Below are 18,190 nucleotides of genomic sequence, written 5' to 3'. Positions count from 1 at the left end.
GCCAGCGAATCCGCAACCAAGTTTCTCGGCCTAGCGCGCGGCGGTGAGCAGGGCGCGGGTGGCCGACGGCAGGTCTGCTTCGAGCCAGTCGGGCAGGCCGTCACCGTGGGCGTGCCTGCGGATGGCGGCGTAGGGCAGGTCGACGATGGCGCGGGCCACCGCGTCGAGTTCGCGCGGGCCGTCGCTGCCGTAGATGCCGCGGGCAATGCGGTGCAGGTGCTCGATGAGCGGCGCGTTCATGGTGGTGAGGCGGTCGCCGAACGCCGTGTCGGGTGCCCCGTCGAGCAGATCGCTGGGCCTCAGGTTGAGCAGCAGGCGGGCATCGTCGAGGGATTCGCGGCCGAAGGCGACGGAGGCGGCGCAGATGGCCACCGCCGCCTCGATCGGATCGTCCACGGCGGCGGCCTCGAGCACCCGGGCCTGGAAGCGCTCCAGCGCGCGGATCCACGCGGCGGTGAGAACCCCGTTTCTATTGCCGAAGCGGTGGTAGAGGGTGCCCACGGGCGCGCCGCTGGCCTCGGCGATGGCGGCCACCGAGGCCGCGCGCGGGCCGTCACGCAGCACCAGCGAGCGGGCTGCGTCGAGGATCACGTCGGTGTTGTGCTTCCGGGGAGGTGCCATGAACTAGTACAGTCCTTCTATATGGAGCGTTTGCCCTATATCGATCAGCATTCCAGGATAGTCGCCGCCGATCGGGAACGGACCTGGGCAGCCCTGCTGCGATCGGCCAGCGGTAATCCCGACGATCTCAGCACACTGCCGCACGGATTCGGGCTCGACGAGGCCGAGCCGCCCCGACGTTTGACACTCACCGGCGCGAATCGGATCACCAGCTACGGCATCATCTGGCGGCTGGAAGAGGTGGACGCGCACCGCACCCGGCTCACCGCCGAGAGCCGGGCCGAATTCCACGGTGTCATCGGAAAGATCTACCGTGCCCTGGTCGTCGGGACCGGCGCGCACGCCTTCGTCGTGCGACGGCTGGTGCGTCGCACCGCGGCGGCGGCCGAGTCATGACACCCGGGCAGGTGTGGGGTGCCGACCCCGGCGAACTCGCCGCTCGAATGCCCTGCGACAGTGTGATTTCCAGCCCGTCGTTGATCTGTGACCGGGCGGTCTCCATCGCTGCCCCGCCCGCCGTCGTCTTCGCCTGGCTGTGCCAGCTGCGCGCCTCCCCGTACAGCTACGACCTGCTCGACAACCTCGGCCGCCGCAGTCCCCGGGAACGCGATCCGGAATTGACGAATCTGGCGGTGGGGCAACGCTTCATGGGCGCGTTCGACCTCGTCGACTGCACGCCCGGCGAACACATCACCCTGGGCACGTCGCACGTGGCGGTCACCTACGCGGTGCGCGCGCACGCGGACGCGGGCAGCCGCCTGCATGCCCGGGTGCTCTTCCGGGGGCCGCGCATCATCACCGTCCCGCTGGCGTTCGGCGATTTCATCATGATGCGCAAGCAGCTGCTCACCCTGAAGGAGTTGGCCGAGCGGGAGGCACGGGCGGCGGCCTGACCCCTCGGCGCTGCGGAGAGCCGAGGGGTCGGGGCCGTCTCGATCAGCCGGCGGAGCCGCTGGGGCCCGAGGCGGGCGGATCGTTGTCGACCTCGGCGTGGTCGTGACGGATGGTCTGCGCGAACGTCGGCACCGGGCGACCCGGCTCGAATACGGGCGGTGGCACGTCCACGGTCCCGTCCAGCCGCGTCGTCGGCGGCTGCGACTCCCAACTGCCCGGCTCGGTGAAGGCCGGGCAGTTCACCTGCACGTCCACCGTCGCGCGGGGCGATACATAGGTGGATACCGGCACACTGTCGTAGATCGTGTTGCCGCCTACCCCGCAGGTCGCGACCGAGTCGATCCGGTACGTGTCGTCGGTGTCGTTGCGACAGGTGAAACCGTCGCAGGAGATGCCCGGCGCGAGTTCCTGAGCGGTCGCCGCGGGTGCCGTCATGGCGACAGCACCCGCGAACAGTGTGGCGGTGCCGATCCCGATGAGAAAACGTCTCTGCCCCATAGGATTTACCTCCTTCGGTGTGAAAACTTTCGTACCGAAGGTTTATCGGGCGAAGATCATTTCAGTTACGCAGCGCCGCAAGCTGTTTCGTTCACAGGAAGAGGTCCGTGGTCAACGGCCCATCGCCCGGCACCACCCGGTATTTGTCCAGATCGGTGACCCCGTGTGCCGCCAGCACCTCGTCGTCGATGAAGAAATTGCCGCTGGTGTCCTTGGCCGGAGAGGTGAGTACCAGATAGGCCGCGTCGGCGTAGATGTCCGGGGTACGGGAGGTGGCGATCATCTGTTCTCCGCCGAGCAGGTTCTGCACCGCCGCGGTGGCGATGGTGGTGCGCGGCCACAGCGAGTTCACGCCGATGCCGTACTTGCGCAGTTCCTCGGCCAATCCCAGCGTGGTGAGCGACATGCCGTATTTGGCGATGGTGTAGCCGAGCGAACCGCCCGCCCATTTCGGGTCCAGGTTGAGCGGCGGGGACAGGGTGAGGATGTGCGGGTTGCGGCCCGCCGCGGCGGAATCCTTCAGCGCCGGGATGCAGAGTTTGGCGAGCAGGAAGCTGCCTCGGCAGTTGATGTCCTGCATGAGGTCGTACTTCTTCATGGGCAGCACCTCGGTGGGCGACAGGTCGATGGCCGATGCATTGTTGACCACCATGTCGATGCCGCCGAAGCGCTGCGTGGTGAGCTGGACCGCCTCGGCCACCGCCTCGTCGTCGCGGACGTCGCCGACGAACTTGAGTACCTGGCCACCCGCCTGCTCCAACTCGGCCGCCGCGGTGTGGATGGTGCCCGGCAGCTTCGGATGCGGCGTATCGGTCTTGGCGATGAGCGTGATGTTCGCCCCGTCCGCCGCCGCCCGCCGGGCGATCTCCAGTCCGATCCCGCGGCTGCCACCCGACATGATCATGGTCTTGCCCGCCAGCGGCTTCGCAGCGTCTGTCATGGGTACCACTCCTGTTCGTCTGCCTTCGCCCCGTTTCGATCATCCGCGCGTCGGCACGCGAACGGGGTGAAAACCTGCCGAATCGGACACTAAGCGACGGTCGGTCTATATGCAACTAGGTGCATAGCGATCGCGCGCCCGACGCCGAAAGATCGGACGGTCGGCGGCGCCCCCGCCGACCGTCGCGGTTCTCGCCCTCAGTGGTGGCCGCGGTCCCTGTACATGCGCCGCTGCTGTTTGGCGATATCCCGCCGAACCTTCGTGCGCTCGGCCCGCAGCCGGTGATCGGTCCGCGCCGCCATCCACTCGTTCTCCCGCGAGAGCTTGCGGTAGCTGTCGAAGCGGCGCTGCGGCAGCGCACCCGAATCGAGGGCCTCCCGAACCGCGCACCCGGGCTCCCGTTCGTGCGCGCAGTCGCTGAAACGGCAAGCCGCGGCGAGGGATTCGATATCACTGAAGGTGCGGCCGATACCCGCGCTCGCATCCCACAGGCCGACCGAGCGCAATCCGGGCGTATCGATCAGCGCGCCCCCGCCGGGCAGCGGGCGCAGCTCCCGGTGCACCGTGGTGTGCCGCCCCCGCTTGTCGTTCGCGCGCACGGCATCGGTGGTGAACACCTCCGCGCCCAGCAGTGCGTTGGCGAGCGTGGATTTTCCGGCTCCGGACGGACCGATGAGCGCGACCGTGCCGGTCAGCACCGACACGAGCACATCCATTCCCAGTCCCGTCGACGCGCTGACGCTCAGCACCGTCGCCCCCGGCGCGACCGCCCGCACCTGCTCCAGCGGAACGGATACGGCCGCATCGGCTTTGGTCAACACCACCACCGGTTGCGCCCCGGATTCCCAGGCCAGCGCGAGCAGACGCTCGATCCGCCCGAGATCCACATCGCCGTCGGCGGGCGAACAGATGAGCACGGTGTCCACATTGGCCGCCAGCACCTGATCGGCCGACCGCGCCCGGGAATCCGAATGCCCCGATACCGCCGCCCGCACAATGGCGGTGCGGCGCGGCAGCAGCATGCGCACCACCGCGTCGTTCAACATCCGCCGGGTATCCGGCCGCGCACCGGAGTCACTGCCCAGCCCGACCCAGTCGCCGGTGCACAGCCCGCTCACCTCGGAGTCGGCGCGCGGGCAGCGGGCGCGCACGACCACCGCCGTCATCCGGTCGGGCAGTCGGGTATCGGAAATCGGTACCGCCACTTCGCATTCGCTGCGCTCCATGCGCAGCACACGGGCCGGTACGAGGGTGTCGCCGAGCAGCGGCAGGCAGTCGGCGGCGACGGCCGGAGTCCAGCCGTAGGGAATGAGCAGGTCGTAATCGACCACAGACATGATGGGAGAGTCCTCGATAGGGCACCGAGCCCTTCCCGGGACTCAGTGCGGGCAAGTGGAGATGGATACCGACCGGGCGAAACCCCGCCCCGGCACGACAATCCGCGGTGTCGTTCGCACGTGTATCCACCTCCCATCTCTCCTCGAGCGGTCACCGACCGCGAGCCCGACAACGAACGGCATCACCCTGCCAGCGGCGGGGCGACGGCCGCAACCTATTTTTCCGGCGTCGGCTTGTGGAACTGTTCGCGGCGGCCCAGCCGCTGCAACCGCAGCCACTCCATGAGTCCGGCCGGGTCCTTCTGCTGGATCAGGAAGAACCACCCGAACCGCGCCACCTCCTGCGGCAGCAGCTTGCGCATCCCCGGCTGTGACATCAGATACCCGCGATTGCGGTAGGTGAAGTACCGCTTCACGGGATCGTCCGGGTACTGGGTGTGCATGCGCCCACCGAGAATCGGCTTGAACTCCGCCGACCCGTTGGGATGCAGGTAGGCGGTCTGCAAGCAGGTGCCGAACGGCAGCCCGGAGCGCACCAGCCGCCGATGCACCTCCACTTCGTCACCGCGCACGAACAGCCGCAGATCCGGCACGCCGATCACATCCACGGCCTCCGCGGAGACCAGCGCGCCATTGAACAGCGAGGCGATGCCCGGCAGGAAATCCTCCTCGCCGAGTTCGGAGCGCAGCCGCCGCCACACCAGGCCGCGCCGCAGCGGGAAGGCCAGCCGATCCGGTTCGTCGATATCGGCCACCACCGGCGACACCTCGACCAGACCGTGCCGCTTCGCGCAGTCGAACAGCGTCTCCAGCACCTCCGGGCCCTCGGGTCGACCGTCGTCGTCGGCCAGCCACACCCAGTCCGCGCCCATGGTGAGCGCGTGCAGAATGCCCAGCGCGAAACCGCCCGCGCCGCCCAGATTGTGTTCCGAGCCCAGATAGGTGGTCTCGATGGGCTGCTCCCGGACCAGCTCGCCGACCTCGGGTTCGTTGCCGTTGTCCACCACGATCAGGTGATCGATGGGGCGAGTCTGCGCGCTGAGTACCTTCAGTGACTCGGCGAGCAGTTCGCGGCGCTTGTGGGTGACCACCACCGCGATGATCCTGGCACCGTCGTAGATCGGCGAATGCTGATCGGTCATGCGGGATTTCGCTCCATCTCACGTTCGCGTTGCAGTTCACGCAGCACATGCGCCACGTGATCCCCGGCTTCGTCGCCCTCGTAGGCGCGCACCACTTCTTCGATTCCGCCGTGCATCCGAACATGCCCGTGGTCGATCCACAATGCCGAATCGCACAACTGGGCAAGAAATTCGTTCGAATGACTGGCGAATACCAGGATGCCCGAACGTGAAACGAGTTCTTGGAGGCGCACCCGCGCCTTCTTCATGAATTCCGCGTCGACCGCGCCGATGCCCTCGTCCAGCAGCAGGATTTCCGGGTCGATGGAGGTGACCACGCCCATAGCCAAGCGCACCCGCATGCCGGTGGAATAGGTGCGCAGCGGCATCTCCAAATAGTCACCCAGCTCGGTGAATTCGGCGATCTCGTCGATCTTGGCGAGCATCTGCTTGCGGGTCTGCCCGAGGAACAGGCCGCGGATGATGATGTTGTCGTACCCGGAGATCTCCGGATCCATGCCCACGCCCAGATCGAAGACCGGCGCGACGCGGCCGCGAATGCGCGCGGTGCCGCGACTCGGCTCGTAGATGCCCGAAAGCAGCCGCAGCAACGTCGATTTGCCCGCACCGTTGTGGCCGACCAGACCGACCTTGTCGCCCTCCTTCAAGGACAGCGAGATGTCGCGCAGCGCCTCCACGACCACCACATCGGACTGGTTGCGCCCGATCGCGCCGCCCGCCTTGCCGAGGAACGCCTTCTTCAGCGACCGCGACTTGGCGTCGAAGATCGGGAACTCCACCCACGCGTTCTGGGTCTCGATACTCACATGTTCGGTCATGCCATCACACCCAGTACGGGACGCGGGAACGGAATTGCTTCATAGCCAGTATCGCCACCGCCCAGCCGAGGAGGGTGATCGCCGACACCACGATCCAGCTGCGCAGATAGATCGGATCGCCCAGCAGCGGGGCGCGCACGATCTCCAGGTAGTGATACGTCGGCACCAGCTCGACCAGTTTCGCGCGCTCGCTCACCGCGCCGCCCTGATCGTGCAGCGCCTTGGTGGTCCACATGACCGGGGTGAGCACGAACAGCATGAGCGTGGTGCTGCCCAGGATCGGCGCGATATCGCGGTAGCGGGTGCTGAAGATGCCGAAGAAGATGGTCACCCACATGGCGTTCAGGAACAGCAGCAGGATTCCCGGAATCGCCAGCAGGACGGTCCAGTCCAGATTCCGCCACACGCCGAACAGCACCAGCATCAGGACGTAGATCCCGGCATTGTGGATGAAGAAGAGGAACTGCCGCCACACCAGGCGGTAGACGTGCACGCTCAACGCCGAGGGCAACTGCTTGATCAGCCCCTCGTTGGCGATGAACACATCCGAGCCCTCGAGGATGCTCGCCGAGATCACACCCCACACGATCAGGCCGACCGTCACATACGGCAGATACTCGCGCAGCGGCTGATCCAACAGGGTCGAATAGAGGATGCCCATGGCCGCCGCCTGCAACCCGGTGGCGATGGTGATCCAGAACGGCCCGAGCACCGATCTGCGGTAGCGCTGCTTGATGTCCTGCCAGCCGAGCGACAGCCACAACTCGCGCTGGGAGAAGCCCTGGCGGAAGTCCTTGAACGCACGGCGGAACGACTGGGAGTCCGACACTAGCGGCACCGGGGAGTCGGCGGTGGGCGCCTCGAGCGTCGCCGAGTCGGTGGGAGCAGCAGCAGGCACAGCACCTGACTGTACCGCCTCCCCGAATCTTCAGCGGGCGGCTGTCAGCCGTTGGCTGTTGTGCATCCGTGCCCGCGTTGGGTGCCGAGCCGATGCTGGGCGTACCCGGGGAGTTACCCGCATCGTGCGAGATCAGTTGTCACATTCGACGCAGTGGGTGCTGGTGTCGGGCGGGTGGGAGCGCGGGCGCTCCCACCCGCCGGTGAGTTCAGGTCAGAGGTACTGCCCGCTGCCGCCGGTTACGCCGCCGCCGGGGTGGCGGGGGTCGGGGGTGTGGGTGCCCGGGGGGAGTTGGCGCATTTGCTCCAGTTGGGCTCGGGCGGCCATCTGTTGGGCGAAGAGGGCGGTTTGGATGCCGTGGAAGAGGCCCTCGAGCCAGCCGACCAGTTGGGCCTGGGCGATGCGGAGCTCGGCGTCCGAGGGGACGGTCTCGTCGCTGAAGGGGAGGGCCAGGCGTTCCAGCTCGTCGCGCAGCTCCGGCGCGAGGCCCTGCTCCAGTTCCCGGATGGAGGTGCGGTGGATCTCGGCCAGGCGGGTGCGGCTGGCGTCGTCCAGCGGGGCGTGCCGGACCTCCTCGAGTAGCTGTTTGATCATGGTCCCGATGCGCATGACCTTGGCGGGCTGCTCGACCATATCCGCGAGCGACTCTTCTTTTTCGTCGGATTCGCCGGTTTTGTCGTCGCCCATCACATCGCCGGTGAGCGCTTCGTCGCCGGTCGAACCCGATTGCGCGCTCGCCGGAATGATCAACGGTCGGCCCTCGGGACCAATCACGACAATGGAATCCGGTGTCCCGTCCGATTGCGTCATATTCCCTATCCTGCCGTCTCCCGGTCGAACGCGCTAAGGCACCCGCCGACGGGAGTCGAACACAGCAACACGGTTACGCCGGTCTGGCAACTGCCTTTAGAGTGGCCTGCATGACTTACGACGTCGCAAGGGTGCGGGGCCTCATACCGTCCCTGGGCGACGGCTGGATCCATCTCGACCCGCAAGCCGGCATGCTGGTCCCGGATTCGGTATCGCGGGCCGTATCAACAGGTTTCCGGACCTCCGCCTTCTCGCACACCAACCGGCACGGCGCCGCCAAGCGCAGCGCCGCCATCCTGGAGGCCGCCCGCGAGGCGGTCGCGGACCTGGTCGGCGGCGATCCGGCGGGTGTGGTGCTCGGCCCCGACCGGGCGGTGCTGCTGGCCTGGCTGGCCGAGTCGCTGAGTTCCCGGCTGGGTCTGGGCACCGGGATCGTGCTGTCGCGTCTGGACGACGAGGCCAATGTCGCGCCGTGGCTGCGGATCGCGAATCGGTATGGCGCGCACGTGCGCTGGGCGGAAGTGGAGATCGAGACCTGCGAAATGCCCGCGTGGCAGTTCGAGGAGCTGATCGGACCCACCGCCCGCCTTGTCGCCCTGACCGCGGCGTCGCCGATCGTGGGCTCGGCCCCGGCGGTGCGGGTGGCGGCCGACCGGGTGCACGAGGTGGGCGGCCTGCTGGTCGCCGACTGCTTCGGCGCGGCGCCGTACGCGCTCATCGACATCGACGAACTGAATGCCGACGTCGTCGCGCTGAGCGCCCCGGCGTGGGGCGGCCCGCAGATCGGCGCGCTGGTGTTCCGCGACCCGGCCTTTCTGGACCGCATCCCCTCCATGTCGCTCAACCCCTACGCCAAGGGTGCGGAACGGCTGGAGGTCGGCGGCCACCAGTACGCCCTGCTCGCCGGGCTGACCACCTCCATCGACTACCTGGCCGGCCTGGACGAGCGCGCCACCGGCACCCGCCGCGAACGCCTCGAGATGTCGATCACCTCCCTACAGGATTACCACGACCAGCTCTTCGAGCACCTCATGGAAACCCTGGACACCATTCCCAACCTCACCGTCATCGGCCGCGCCTCCACCCGCATCCCCACGGTGTCGTTCACCATCGCGGGCATGCAGGCCGAGAAGGTCTCGGCCACACTGGCCGACGCGCGCATCGGCACCCTGAGCGGGTCACACGGCGGCAGCCGCCTGCTCGACGCCCTCGGCGTCAACGACGAAGGCGGCGCGGTCACCATCGGCCTGGCCCCGTACACCACCAGATTCGAGATCGACCAGCTGGGCCGGGCGCTCGCGGCGCTCGACACCTAGCCCCCGGGGCGGCCAGCCCGGCCGGATGACGTCATCGGCCTATACGTGCCATCCGCGCATAAGTGCCATCGGCGACGCGTCGGTTGTGCCATGCCATCTCCGGCGAGCCGCACCGGCGTATCTTCGCGCCGACAAGACGCGGGTCCGCTCAGCGCTGTGGGTTCGCGCCGATCGCGAGGATGACCTTGCCCACCGTTTTATCGGAGTCCAGCAGCCGGTGGGCTTCGCCGACCTCGGTCACCGGCAGCTCGGCGTGCACGACCGGCGTCACCGTCCCGTCGGCGACCAGGGGCCACAGGTGCTGCCGCAATTCGGCGATGATCTCGGCCTTGGAGCCGCGCCCGGTGGCGGGGCGGCGGCGCAGATTGGTGGCGTGGATGGTGCCGCGCTTGCCCAGCAGCGCGCCCAGATTCAGCTCCGCTTTCACGCCGCCCTGCATGCCGATGACCACCAGCTGCCCGTCCTCGGCCAGGGCGTCGACATTGCGGGACAGATAGGCCGCGCCCATCACGTCGAGAATGATGTCCGCGCCGGAACCCTCCGCCCGCAGCACCTCCACGAAATCCTGTTCCCGGTAATTGATGAGAATGCTCGCGCCCAATTCCGCGCAGGCGTCCAGTTTCAACCGCGAACCGGCGGTCACCGCCACCCGCGCCCCGCGGCTCACCGCCACCTGAATGGCGTGCGTCCCGATTCCGCTGCCGCCACCGTGAATCAGCAGCAACTGCCCGGCGTGCAGCCCGGCCCGCATGACCAGATTCGACCACACCGTGGCCGCGACCTCCGGCAGCGCCGCCGCGGCGGCCAGATCCAGCTCCGCCGGCACCGGCAACACCTGCGTCGCGGGCACCACCACGCGCTCGGCGTACCCGCCGCCGGACAGCAGCGCGCACACCCGGTCGCCGGGGCGCGGATCCCGCACTCCCGCACCGACTTCCGCGACCACGCCGGAGCATTCCAGGCCGATGATGTCGCTGGCTCCCGGCGGTGGCGGGTAGAACCCCTGCCGCTGGAGCAGATCGGCGCGGTTGACCCCGGCGGCCACCACCTCGATCGCGACCTCGCCCGGCCCCGGCGCGGGCGGGTCCGCAACCTCCGCCCACCGCATGACCTCGGGCCCGCCGAATCCGTCCAGAGTCACCGCGTACATACCAGCGAGCCTACGACGCCTGCCGATGCCGGATTCCCATCCAGCGCTCGGGCAGCGCACAGCATCCTGTCAGCTTCCACCGGCAGGCTGGGACCCGCAGCTCGAGAAAGGAGTTCCCATGGTGGGATTCATCGTCACGCTGGCCATGTTCGGGATGCTGCTCATGATGGCCGTGTCCGCACCGCTGGCCGGTACCTCGTCGCGCGCCCTGGTACGGGTGCGCCGCCGCTGATCCTGCGGTCGGAGAACCGAATTTCCGCAAGGTTTTCCGACGTCGACGCACGGTGTGGTCCAAACCACTAGCGTCTCGTGAATGAGCAGTTTCGTCGACTTCCAGTTCGAGATCTACTTTCAGGGCCTCGGCGGTACCGTCCCCGCACTACCGATGACCGCGGCCGGACTGGAAGCACGCGCCCGGGAGGTGCTCGACCCCGCGGCGTTCGCCTATGTGGCGGGCAGTGCCTCGGCGGAACGCACCGCCGCCGCCAATCTCGCCGCCTTCGACAAATACCGGCTGCTGCCGCGCATGCTGCGCGGGGCCACCGGTCCCGGTGTTCGTGACCTGTCGGTGGAGGTGCTCGGCACCCGCTTCGCCGCGCCCGTGCTGACCGCGCCGATCGGCGTGCTCGGGCTGCTGCACGAGCGCGGTGAGACCGTGGTCGCCGACGTGACCCGGGAGCTGGGCATCGGCATGGTGCTGTCCACCGCCGCCTCTTCCACCATCGAAGAGGTGGGCGAGCGGGCGGGCGACTGGTGGTACCAGCTGTACTGGCCGAACGATCCCGAACTCGCCCGCTCCTTCGTCGAGCGCGCCGAGAAGGCCGGAGCCAAGGCCATCGTGGTCACCGTCGACACCCCCGCGCTCGGGTGGCGGCCGCGCGACCTCGAGCACGGGCATCTGCCGTTCCTGCACGGCAAGGGCATCGCCAACTATCTGTCCGATCCGGTCTTCCGGTCCCGGCTCGCCGCCGCGCCCGAGGAAGGCGAGGACGCCATGCGCAATGCCATCCTCACCTGGGCCGGACTGTTCGGCAATCACGCCCTGCGGCCCGCCGATATCGGCCACCTGCGCGAATGGACCGAGCTGCCGATCGCGGTGAAGGGCGTCCTGCACCCCGACGATGCCCGCCAATGCGTGGACGCCGGAGCGGACGGCGTGATCGTCAGCAATCACGGCGGCCGCCAGGTGGACGGCGCGGTCGCCGCCCTCGATGCGCTGCCGACCATTGTCGCCACCGTCGGCGACCGGGCCGACGTGCTCTTCGACTCCGGAATCCGCACCGGGTCCGATGTCATGGTCGCGCTGGCGCTGGGCGCGAAGGCAGTCCTGCACGGGCGGCCGTGGGCGTACGGCCTCGGCATCGCGGGAGCCGACGGCGTCCGCCACGCGCTGCGCTGCCTGCTCGCGGATTTCGATGCGGCCATGGGGCTTTCGGGCTGCACGTCGGTCGGCGACCTGTCCCGCACCATGATCTCCTCCTTCCGCTGAGACCATGCGCTCGGCAGCACCCAGACCGGCCGGAGCGCCGGAATACAATGAGCCGGTGGTCGACGGTCCCGGGGGTCGCACAGCGACCGAACCGAGGTGGCTCACCCCGGCGCAGCAGCGTGCGTGGCGGGCCTATATGGAAGGCTCGCAGCGCCTCATGGCCGAACTCAACCGGCAGCTGCTGGCCGACAGCAGACTATCCCTGGCCGATTACCGCATCCTGGTGAAACTGTCCGAGGCTCCCGGCCGCGCCATGCGGATGAGCGACCTGGCCGACGGCGTGCTGTCCTCCCGCAGCCGCCTCACCCACCAGATCCGCCGCATGGAAGCCCAGCACATGGTGCGCCGCACCTCCGCCGAGGAGGACGGCCGCGGCGTCCGCGCCCACCTCACCGAGGAGGGCATGCGCCGCCTGCGCGCCGCCGCCCCCGGCCACGTCGACGCCGTCCACCGCGACTTCATCGACCTCCTCACCCCCCAGCAACTGGAAGCCGTGGCCGCCGCCTTCGCCCTTATCAACCGCGCCCTCGACAACCGACCACCCCCGTAACCGCCCAATCGGTCGGCGGCCGCCCACTCCACGTCAGCCGACCCTCACCCGCCTCCACGTGATCAACGCTCAGGGCTTTGCGGCGCGTCTCGGTTCTGGACTGAGTGGAGCGGAGGAGCGAAGCGGGGGAGCGGAGGGAGGGAAGAACCGAGACCTCCAGCGCCGCGAAGCCAGCCCGCAGCGCAGCGGAGGGCAATCGAACCCAGCACTGCTAATATCGGTGCCCTGGAAGCGTGGCAGAGCGGCCTAATGCACTCGCCTTGAAAGCGAGCGTCGTGAGAGCGACCGGGGGTTCAAATCCCTCCGCTTCCGCTACTGCGATGCAGGTAAAGGCCGGTTTTTGACCGGGATCTGCCTGCACGTCAACACCAGCGGTCAACAGAACGGACATCTGAGGGGATGTCGGCGCTCCTGTCCGACCGATCCGATGAGGTTGTCCCTTGTCCAGCATCCGCACTCGCGTCCGCAAGGACGGCACTGCCTACCACTCCATCCTGTTCCGGCACAACGGCACTCAATCCTCCCGCTCGTTCGACGACATCGGTGAGGCACTGAAGTTCCAAGACCTGGTCGACAAAGTCGGCCCAGACAAGGCGCTCGACATCATCGACGCCATCCACGACGCTGTCGCCCTCGGCACGCCGACACTGGGCCAGTGGCTCGCCACCTACATCGACGGTCTCACCGGTGTCGAGCCCGGAGGCATCAACCGATACCAGGCGATCGTCCGAAATGACTTCGGAGAGGACATCACCGAGTTGCCACTGCCCGCTGTGGACGACGCCGTCATCGGCAAATGGGTGCAAGGGCAGGTCGCCGCCGGTGCCGCGGGAAAGACCATCGCCAACAAGCACGGGTTCCTCTACGCCGCCATGGCCGCCGCCGTGCGAAAGAACATCATCGTTGCGAATCCCTGTGAGTACACCAATCTTCCGCGCCACAGCGCCGAGGTGATGACGTTCCTCGAGCCCGAGGAGTTCAAGGCGCTGCTCGCCGAAATCCCAACACGATGGCGACCTCTCACGATGTTTCTCGTGTGCTCGGGTGCGCGGTTCAGCGAGGCGACGGCGCTGCGCGTGAAAGATATCAACCAGCGCACGAGCACCTGCCGAATCAGCAGGGCATGGAAGGACACCCGCCAGAAGGGCGAGTCGCGCTGGCAGATCGGCATTCCCAAGACGAAGAAGAGTATTCGCACGATCAACCTTCCGCCGGAAGTGATGGACGAACTCGAACTCGCGGGGCGCAAACCCAATGAGTTCCTGTTCCTCAACACTCGCGGCAAACACGTAGGAAACGGGTCCTTCTACCACAACGTATGGAAGCCCGCAGTCGCGCGAGCGTGCGACGCGATCAACGGAAAGACGCCACGCATCCACGACCTGCGTCACACCTGCGCGTCGTGGATGATCAGCGCGGGCGTGAACCTGGTGATCATCCAGGAGCACCTGGGGCACGAGAGCATCACCACCACCGTCGACCGGTACGGCCATCTCGATCGCCGCTCGGGCAAGGTCGCTGCTGCGGCCGTCTCGGCCATGCTCAGCGGGGGAGTCGCCAGCGACCCACCTCCGACGAAGCAGCCGTCGGACGAAGGGACGGCGCAACTGACCGTCGTTGACGGGCAGGCAGCCTGATGGCGACGCGGTCACGGCAGGCGTCGCAGCTGGCCCGCGCCCTCACCGAACGCACCGGCGTCGATGTTCGTCTCGGCTACCACGGCACGCGGCGCGACGCGTGGGGCGGCTGGCATGTCGAATGGTGTGACGGCCCGACGACCGCCGACATGCGCGCCCACGTCGCTCGACTGGCAGCGAGACTTCCCGGCATCGCGTCTGCGGATCTGCGATACACCCGCGGCTCCAGCTCGGTCGGCGAGATGGTCGCCCTGTTGCTGTGGCTCGACGCCGCCCCGCACGAGATCCCGTTCCTCAGCGGATGGTCCCTGCACGAGGCCCACGCATCCGCCGCTTATCCGGAGCAGGCCGACGAGGCGTGGCAGCGGCGCGGCCGGGCGTTGCAGGCACTCGCGGCGACGTCCGGGACGGCAGCGGCTATCGACACACTCAGCCGACGGGCGGGCCTGGATTGGCGTGGTGCGCTCGAGTGGCTGGACGAGCTGGCCGCCGGTGGTCGACATCTGGAGAGTGTGCGATGAGCGAGGTGTGCATCCGTGTCGACTGTGCGACCAGGGATCGGCAGCTGGTCGTGGACGCCCTCGACGTCCACATGTGGCAGTTGGGCCCGCTCGCCGAATGGCTGGCGCGCCGCGGGGGCACGGTGCAGCTCTTCGTCGATGGAAGACGAGTAGCTCGGTAGACGCGAATAACGACTGCGACGCGCCGCCCTGAGGAACCATGTGTCGGTGCGGTGCGTCAGGTCATTCATGACCACCACACGTCGCCGTCCGCGCCGCAAATCCGATGTCGACCGATACGCCGAGGCGTATGCCACTGAGATTCGCGCTTGGCGCGCCTGGGTGGCAGCGAGGCCGAGCCGGTCGGCGGTCGCGCAACTGCGCGGATGGGCGCGCGGCTAGGGCGACTTCGGCACCAACGGATATGGGTTCTCTCGATTCTGCTTCTCGACCCGCGCGCGGCACTCCGGGCACATCTGGCCGCCGGGGCCGACCGGCCTCTCGCCGCAGAGTCCGCACATTCTGTCTGCTGAATCGTCCGATACAGACCGCATAGTATTCGCACATGCTGTCGAATCGTCGTCGCCCGCTCCGGCCGATGCTCGATGGCCGATACGCCGAGCTCGCACCCGAGGTCTGTCCGGCCGGGCATCCGCTCGGCGGTGGTCGAACGCTGGTCGGCTGGCAAGCTTGCACCACGGTCAGCGGCGGGCACCGGACATACGATTGTCGCGAGTGCGGTGCGGTGATCTGCTGGCCGCCGCCCGCTCCCGGGTGTAACCACACGGCATTCGACTCCCGGCACGCCGGGATCCGGGGCACCGAATGAGTGATATCGACCAGTTCCCCAGCCCGCAGCAGCGCGAGCTGCTGCGGGTCGTCGTCGCGGCGCGGGCTGCGGGCGAGCGGGATGTCGTTGCCGCAGTGCGCGCGACGCTGCGACACCCGCCGGCGGCCGAGATCATCGCCTCGGTCGTCGCCGTACTGGACGGTATCGGGCATGTGCCGGGCGAGTCGCTCGACTCGCTCATCGCGCGGCTGCGTGTCCTCTACCGCGAGGCGGCCGCAGTCGACGACGAGGACGATGACTATGAGCCGCTGCGGGTCGACGACGACCGGCTATGAGAGATCGAGGTGCCGGTTCATCGCCATCGCGGCGTCCGCGAGTTCCGGCAGTTCGATCACGGTGACGCCTTCTTGTTGCAGCTTCTCGACGCCGACACAGTCTGCGACGAACAGGCTCGGTTCGCGCCAGGCGATGACGACCGTCGGGATTCCTGCGCGCAGGATGCGGTCGGTGCAAGGCTGGCGGGTCTTGGTGGCGCGCTCCGAGCATGGTTCGAGCGTGCTGTAGATCGTGGCAGTGCGCAGTCGCGGGTCGTCGTCGGCGAGCTTGTCGAGGGCCGATTCCTCCGCATGGACCTTGGGGTCGGTCTCGCGCGAGTAGCCGGTCGAGATGACCTGACCGTCCTCGCCGACGATGACGGCACCGACAGCGTACGCGCCCTCGGCCTGGGGGCAGAGTTTGGCGAGGTCGATTGCCTGGTTCATCCAGCGGGCGTGATCGAGTTCGGTCACTGGCTGATCTCCTTCGGTCGATACCGTAGAACGGCGACGTCCCCGAGCTGGGTGGTGTCGACCAGACGCATTCGGCGCGTCGGCCCTCCAGGGAATCGGGCGGGGTGGACGAATTTCGGTGCGCCAGCGTCCCCCACCAGAATCGGCGCGACGGCGAGCAGCAGCTCGTCGACGAGTCCGGCCGCGAGGAATGCGGTGTGGATGTGGCCGCCGCCCTCCACCATGAGCCGGGCGATGCCGCGGCCGCCGAGATCGTCGAGCAGATCGGCGAATTCGATGTCGTCGCCCAGCGCAACAACGTCGGCGAGATCGCCGAGCCGCTGGCGCGCCTTCTCTGCTCCTGTCGCTGCGCTGTACACGATCGGTGTGCGGTCGACGCCGTGATGCCAGACCTTCAGGTCCGGGTCGAGGTCGCCGCTCGCCGTCACGGTCACTTTCACCGGCGTCGACGGCTTGCCCTCGGCGACGCGGGCAGCGCGGCGTTGCTCGTCCTTCACGATCAATCGCGGGTTGTCGCGCCGTAGGGTTTCCGCGCCGACGAGGATCGCGTCGGAGTCCGCGCGGAGCTGATCGACGCGGTCGAAATCCGCTGTGTTGGACAGCATGAGCCGGTCGGGGCTGGTGTCGTCGATGTAGCCGTCGAGGCTGGCGGCGACCGAGAGCTGCACGTACGGCCGGGTCACACCGCGACCTTCCAGCGCTGCATCGAATCACGGAGTTCGACCACGGCGGGCTGCTTGCTCGTCGGGTCGATCATCTTGTCGACTTGGCGGATCGTGTCGAGGATCCGGTGAGATCCGGTGCTCACGCCAATCTGCAAGGCGAGGTGTCCGGTACTCGCCGCGCCCTCGATCTCGCCGCTTGACGCGTACGCCATCGACTGCCGAGCCAGGTAGACGCCCTTGTCGCGGGTGTAGCCGGTCTGCATTGTCGCGATGGCCGCGTCGAACATGGCGATGGCGCGGGCGTGGTCGCCGAGCAACGCGAGCGCGTGGGCCTGGTGCACGTCGATATAGGCGCTGTCGAGGAACAAGCCCCAGGACGGGTCAGCGTTGGCGTCGGCGGCCAGCGCGCGGGCGCGATCGAATGACCGGTCAGACCGTTCGCGGTCGCCGACGAGCGCCGCTCCCCACCCGGCGAAGGTCTCGGCGACTGCACCGAATCGCGTTCCCGCTGGCGCGGCTCGCTCGGCCGCGCCCGCCAGTTCGACGGCGTCGGCACCGTCGCCGCGGTCGTTGGCGATCTGCGCTTTGCGGATGAGCGCGGCCGCGACGTAGTAGGGGTCGCCAAGCATGTGCGACCACTCGAGCGTGCGATCGGTCCAGTACTGGGCGTCATTCCAGGTCCGCAGATCTTGGTTAAGCCAGGCGGCGAGTTCGGCGTAGAGGGTCTGCATCCGCAGCAACTCGACGCCAGGGCCGATTCCAGCCTGCCGGAGCTGGTTCATGATGCCGATGTTGTCGGAGATGAACGGGAGCACGCTACGTGCTCCGTACATGTTGTCGGAGTCGATCAGGTTCAGCCGGAGTCGCCGAAAGTGATCTACGTGGTCGATGGGGGCGTTTGCCAGGGCTGCGATCGGCTGAGCGCCGACAGCGGCGGCCAGCGCACCGGCCCCCATGCCGAGCATGAGTGTCCGTCGAGGTAGCGACACGAATACGACCTCTCCCGTCAGTGTCCGGGCCGATATCAACACAAGATCATCGCCCGTGTCCAGTATGTCCGGCGTGGTAGCTGCCGTACAGGTACCGATTTCGACGGTAGTCGCTACGCTCTGGTCGAGCGCCCAAAAGCGTTCGGCGGCAGCCGGATCGTCACGCTGCGTTTCACTCAGTAGACGATCCATCTCCGCCGCGTAGTAGGGCGTTAGCGTCTGCGTGTCCTTCCGGCGCTCCCACTTCTTCACCACCTCGACGGAGATGTGCGCTCTCTCCGCGAATTGTGGCTGCGTAAGTCGCAACGCGTCGCGCAGTCGCCTTGTTTCCTTGCCAGTCCACCGAGACACGGTGTTC

Annotated in this window: 21 protein-coding genes and 1 tRNA gene; 10 read left to right on the top strand and 12 right to left on the bottom strand. The window is 67.8% G+C overall.

The window, feature by feature from the left end; genetic code table 11:
• Positions 1 to 30: 30 nt before the first annotated feature.
• On the bottom strand, positions 31 to 621 hold the full coding sequence (locus QJS31_RS35680; RefSeq protein WP_282781608.1) for a TetR/AcrR family transcriptional regulator: 591 nt from the start codon (positions 619 to 621) through the stop codon (positions 31 to 33).
• Positions 622 to 642: 21 nt separating this feature from the next.
• On the opposite strand from QJS31_RS35680, the gene QJS31_RS35675 reads away from it, so the two are divergent.
• Complete coding sequence (locus QJS31_RS35675) at positions 643 to 1,017, top strand: hypothetical protein (RefSeq protein ID WP_282781610.1); 375 nt, start codon at positions 643 to 645, stop codon at positions 1,015 to 1,017.
• Positions 1,014 to 1,514: a hypothetical protein gene (locus tag QJS31_RS35670; RefSeq protein ID WP_282781612.1), complete on the top strand. Its 501-nt coding sequence runs from the start codon at positions 1,014 to 1,016 to the stop codon at positions 1,512 to 1,514. The genes QJS31_RS35675 and QJS31_RS35670 overlap by 4 nt, the downstream gene beginning before the upstream one ends.
• Before the next feature lie 43 nt (positions 1,515 to 1,557).
• On the opposite strand, the gene QJS31_RS35665 is transcribed toward QJS31_RS35670, so the two are convergent.
• The 7 genes from QJS31_RS35665 to QJS31_RS35635 form a co-directional block, all read right to left on the bottom strand.
• On the bottom strand, positions 1,558 to 2,013 hold the full coding sequence (locus tag QJS31_RS35665; protein WP_282781614.1) for a hypothetical protein: 456 nt from the start codon (positions 2,011 to 2,013) through the stop codon (positions 1,558 to 1,560).
• Between the two features lie 91 nt (positions 2,014 to 2,104).
• Positions 2,105 to 2,953 carry an NAD(P)-dependent oxidoreductase gene (locus tag QJS31_RS35660; RefSeq protein ID WP_282781616.1) on the bottom strand — a complete coding sequence of 283 codons (849 nt, stop codon included), beginning with the start codon at positions 2,951 to 2,953 and terminating at the stop codon, positions 2,105 to 2,107.
• A 197-nt stretch (positions 2,954 to 3,150) separates the two neighbouring features.
• Entirely contained in the window at positions 3,151 to 4,290 is a 1,140-nt protein-coding gene (gene rsgA, locus QJS31_RS35655) for a ribosome small subunit-dependent GTPase A (protein WP_372341731.1), read from the bottom strand.
• A gap of 215 nt (positions 4,291 to 4,505) precedes the next feature.
• On the bottom strand, positions 4,506 to 5,432 hold the full coding sequence (locus tag QJS31_RS35650; protein WP_143983263.1) for a glycosyltransferase: 927 nt from the start codon (positions 5,430 to 5,432) through the stop codon (positions 4,506 to 4,508).
• Positions 5,429 to 6,250 carry an ABC transporter ATP-binding protein gene (locus tag QJS31_RS35645; protein ID WP_029930376.1) on the bottom strand — a complete coding sequence of 274 codons (822 nt, stop codon included), beginning with the start codon at positions 6,248 to 6,250 and terminating at the stop codon, positions 5,429 to 5,431. The genes QJS31_RS35650 and QJS31_RS35645 overlap by 4 nt, the downstream gene beginning before the upstream one ends.
• Before the next feature lie 4 nt (positions 6,251 to 6,254).
• Complete coding sequence (locus QJS31_RS35640) at positions 6,255 to 7,088, bottom strand: ABC transporter permease (protein WP_372341734.1); 834 nt, start codon at positions 7,086 to 7,088, stop codon at positions 6,255 to 6,257.
• Positions 7,089 to 7,361: 273 nt separating this feature from the next.
• Positions 7,362 to 7,958 (bottom strand): bacterial proteasome activator family protein, encoded by a 597-nt coding sequence (locus tag QJS31_RS35635; protein WP_306358880.1) that lies wholly within the window; start codon positions 7,956 to 7,958, stop codon positions 7,362 to 7,364.
• 110 nt (positions 7,959 to 8,068) lie between these two features.
• Between QJS31_RS35635 and QJS31_RS35630 the strand changes: the two genes are divergently transcribed.
• On the top strand, positions 8,069 to 9,274 hold the full coding sequence (locus QJS31_RS35630; protein ID WP_282785256.1) for a cysteine desulfurase-like protein: 1,206 nt from the start codon (positions 8,069 to 8,071) through the stop codon (positions 9,272 to 9,274).
• A 148-nt stretch (positions 9,275 to 9,422) separates the two neighbouring features.
• Here QJS31_RS35630 and QJS31_RS35625 read toward each other — a convergent pair whose 3' ends face one another.
• A complete protein-coding gene (locus tag QJS31_RS35625; protein WP_282785257.1) occupies positions 9,423 to 10,424 on the bottom strand; it encodes an NAD(P)H-quinone oxidoreductase in 1,002 nt (333 codons plus the stop codon).
• Between the two features lie 313 nt (positions 10,425 to 10,737).
• On the opposite strand from QJS31_RS35625, the gene QJS31_RS35620 reads away from it, so the two are divergent.
• The 7 genes from QJS31_RS35620 (at position 10,738) to QJS31_RS35590 (ending at position 15,725) form a co-directional block, all read left to right on the top strand.
• Complete coding sequence (locus tag QJS31_RS35620) at positions 10,738 to 11,913, top strand: lactate 2-monooxygenase (RefSeq protein WP_306358879.1); 1,176 nt, start codon at positions 10,738 to 10,740, stop codon at positions 11,911 to 11,913.
• A gap of 136 nt (positions 11,914 to 12,049) precedes the next feature.
• Positions 12,050 to 12,463 (top strand): MarR family winged helix-turn-helix transcriptional regulator, encoded by a 414-nt coding sequence (locus tag QJS31_RS35615; RefSeq protein ID WP_306358885.1) that lies wholly within the window; start codon positions 12,050 to 12,052, stop codon positions 12,461 to 12,463.
• Positions 12,464 to 12,690: 227 nt separating this feature from the next.
• Positions 12,691 to 12,775 (top strand) — tRNA-Ser (locus QJS31_RS35610).
• 128 nt (positions 12,776 to 12,903) lie between these two features.
• Complete coding sequence (locus tag QJS31_RS35605) at positions 12,904 to 14,100, top strand: site-specific integrase (RefSeq protein ID WP_306358878.1); 1,197 nt, start codon at positions 12,904 to 12,906, stop codon at positions 14,098 to 14,100.
• A complete protein-coding gene (locus QJS31_RS35600) occupies positions 14,100 to 14,621 on the top strand; it encodes a hypothetical protein (protein ID WP_306358877.1) in 522 nt (173 codons plus the stop codon). The genes QJS31_RS35605 and QJS31_RS35600 overlap by 1 nt, the downstream gene beginning before the upstream one ends.
• Positions 14,618 to 14,782: a hypothetical protein gene (locus QJS31_RS35595; protein WP_306358876.1), complete on the top strand. Its 165-nt coding sequence runs from the start codon at positions 14,618 to 14,620 to the stop codon at positions 14,780 to 14,782. Before QJS31_RS35600 ends, QJS31_RS35595 begins: the two co-directional genes overlap by 4 nt.
• A 643-nt stretch (positions 14,783 to 15,425) precedes the next feature.
• On the top strand, positions 15,426 to 15,725 hold the full coding sequence (locus tag QJS31_RS35590; RefSeq protein ID WP_306358875.1) for a hypothetical protein: 300 nt from the start codon (positions 15,426 to 15,428) through the stop codon (positions 15,723 to 15,725).
• Here the strand turns inward: QJS31_RS35590 and QJS31_RS35585 are convergent.
• From QJS31_RS35585 to QJS31_RS35575, 3 genes are read right to left on the bottom strand one after another with little or no spacing between them, the layout of a single operon-like run.
• Positions 15,720 to 16,178 (bottom strand): deaminase, encoded by a 459-nt coding sequence (locus QJS31_RS35585; RefSeq protein WP_306358874.1) that lies wholly within the window; start codon positions 16,176 to 16,178, stop codon positions 15,720 to 15,722. The two genes, QJS31_RS35590 and QJS31_RS35585, sit on opposite strands and share 6 nt — an antisense overlap.
• The gene (locus tag QJS31_RS35580) at positions 16,175 to 16,861 is read right to left on the bottom strand and encodes a dihydrofolate reductase family protein (protein ID WP_306358873.1); all 687 of its coding nucleotides are present in this window, start codon (positions 16,859 to 16,861) and stop codon (positions 16,175 to 16,177) included. The genes QJS31_RS35585 and QJS31_RS35580 overlap by 4 nt, the downstream gene beginning before the upstream one ends.
• Positions 16,858 to 18,084, bottom strand: a complete 1,227-nt coding sequence (locus tag QJS31_RS35575) for a hypothetical protein (protein ID WP_306358872.1) — start codon at positions 18,082 to 18,084, stop codon at positions 16,858 to 16,860. The genes QJS31_RS35580 and QJS31_RS35575 overlap by 4 nt, the downstream gene beginning before the upstream one ends.
• Positions 18,085 to 18,190 lie beyond the last annotated feature (106 nt).

The organism is Nocardia sp. CC213A (assembly GCF_030766805.1).
Taxonomy (GTDB): Bacteria; Actinomycetota; Actinomycetes; order Mycobacteriales; family Mycobacteriaceae; genus Nocardia; species Nocardia otitidiscaviarum.
Note: the sequence above shows the minus strand (reverse complement) of the source record. Positions and strands in the feature narration are given on the sequence as shown.

Excerpts from the sequence above, each read along its gene's own strand:
- QJS31_RS35680 (WP_282781608.1), bottom strand. The coding sequence starts at position 621 with ATGGCACCTCCCCGGAAGCACAACACCGACGTGATCCTCGACGCAGCC.
- QJS31_RS35675 (WP_282781610.1), top strand. The coding sequence starts at position 643 with ATGGAGCGTTTGCCCTATATCGATCAGCATTCCAGGATAGTCGCCGCC.
- QJS31_RS35670 (WP_282781612.1), top strand. The coding sequence starts at position 1,014 with ATGACACCCGGGCAGGTGTGGGGTGCCGACCCCGGCGAACTCGCCGCT.
- QJS31_RS35665 (WP_282781614.1), bottom strand. The coding sequence starts at position 2,013 with ATGGGGCAGAGACGTTTTCTCATCGGGATCGGCACCGCCACACTGTTC.
- QJS31_RS35660 (WP_282781616.1), bottom strand. The coding sequence starts at position 2,953 with ATGACAGACGCTGCGAAGCCGCTGGCGGGCAAGACCATGATCATGTCG.
- rsgA (WP_372341731.1), bottom strand. The coding sequence starts at position 4,290 with ATGTCTGTGGTCGATTACGACCTGCTCATTCCCTACGGCTGGACTCCG.
- QJS31_RS35650 (WP_143983263.1), bottom strand. The coding sequence starts at position 5,432 with ATGACCGATCAGCATTCGCCGATCTACGACGGTGCCAGGATCATCGCG.
- QJS31_RS35645 (WP_029930376.1), bottom strand. The coding sequence starts at position 6,250 with ATGACCGAACATGTGAGTATCGAGACCCAGAACGCGTGGGTGGAGTTC.
- QJS31_RS35635 (WP_306358880.1), bottom strand. The coding sequence starts at position 7,958 with ATGACGCAATCGGACGGGACACCGGATTCCATTGTCGTGATTGGTCCC.
- QJS31_RS35630 (WP_282785256.1), top strand. The coding sequence starts at position 8,069 with ATGACTTACGACGTCGCAAGGGTGCGGGGCCTCATACCGTCCCTGGGC.
- QJS31_RS35625 (WP_282785257.1), bottom strand. The coding sequence starts at position 10,424 with ATGTACGCGGTGACTCTGGACGGATTCGGCGGGCCCGAGGTCATGCGG.
- QJS31_RS35620 (WP_306358879.1), top strand. The coding sequence starts at position 10,738 with ATGAGCAGTTTCGTCGACTTCCAGTTCGAGATCTACTTTCAGGGCCTC.
- QJS31_RS35615 (WP_306358885.1), top strand. The coding sequence starts at position 12,050 with ATGGAAGGCTCGCAGCGCCTCATGGCCGAACTCAACCGGCAGCTGCTG.
- QJS31_RS35600 (WP_306358877.1), top strand. The coding sequence starts at position 14,100 with ATGGCGACGCGGTCACGGCAGGCGTCGCAGCTGGCCCGCGCCCTCACC.
- QJS31_RS35595 (WP_306358876.1), top strand. The coding sequence starts at position 14,618 with ATGAGCGAGGTGTGCATCCGTGTCGACTGTGCGACCAGGGATCGGCAG.
- QJS31_RS35590 (WP_306358875.1), top strand. The coding sequence starts at position 15,426 with ATGAGTGATATCGACCAGTTCCCCAGCCCGCAGCAGCGCGAGCTGCTG.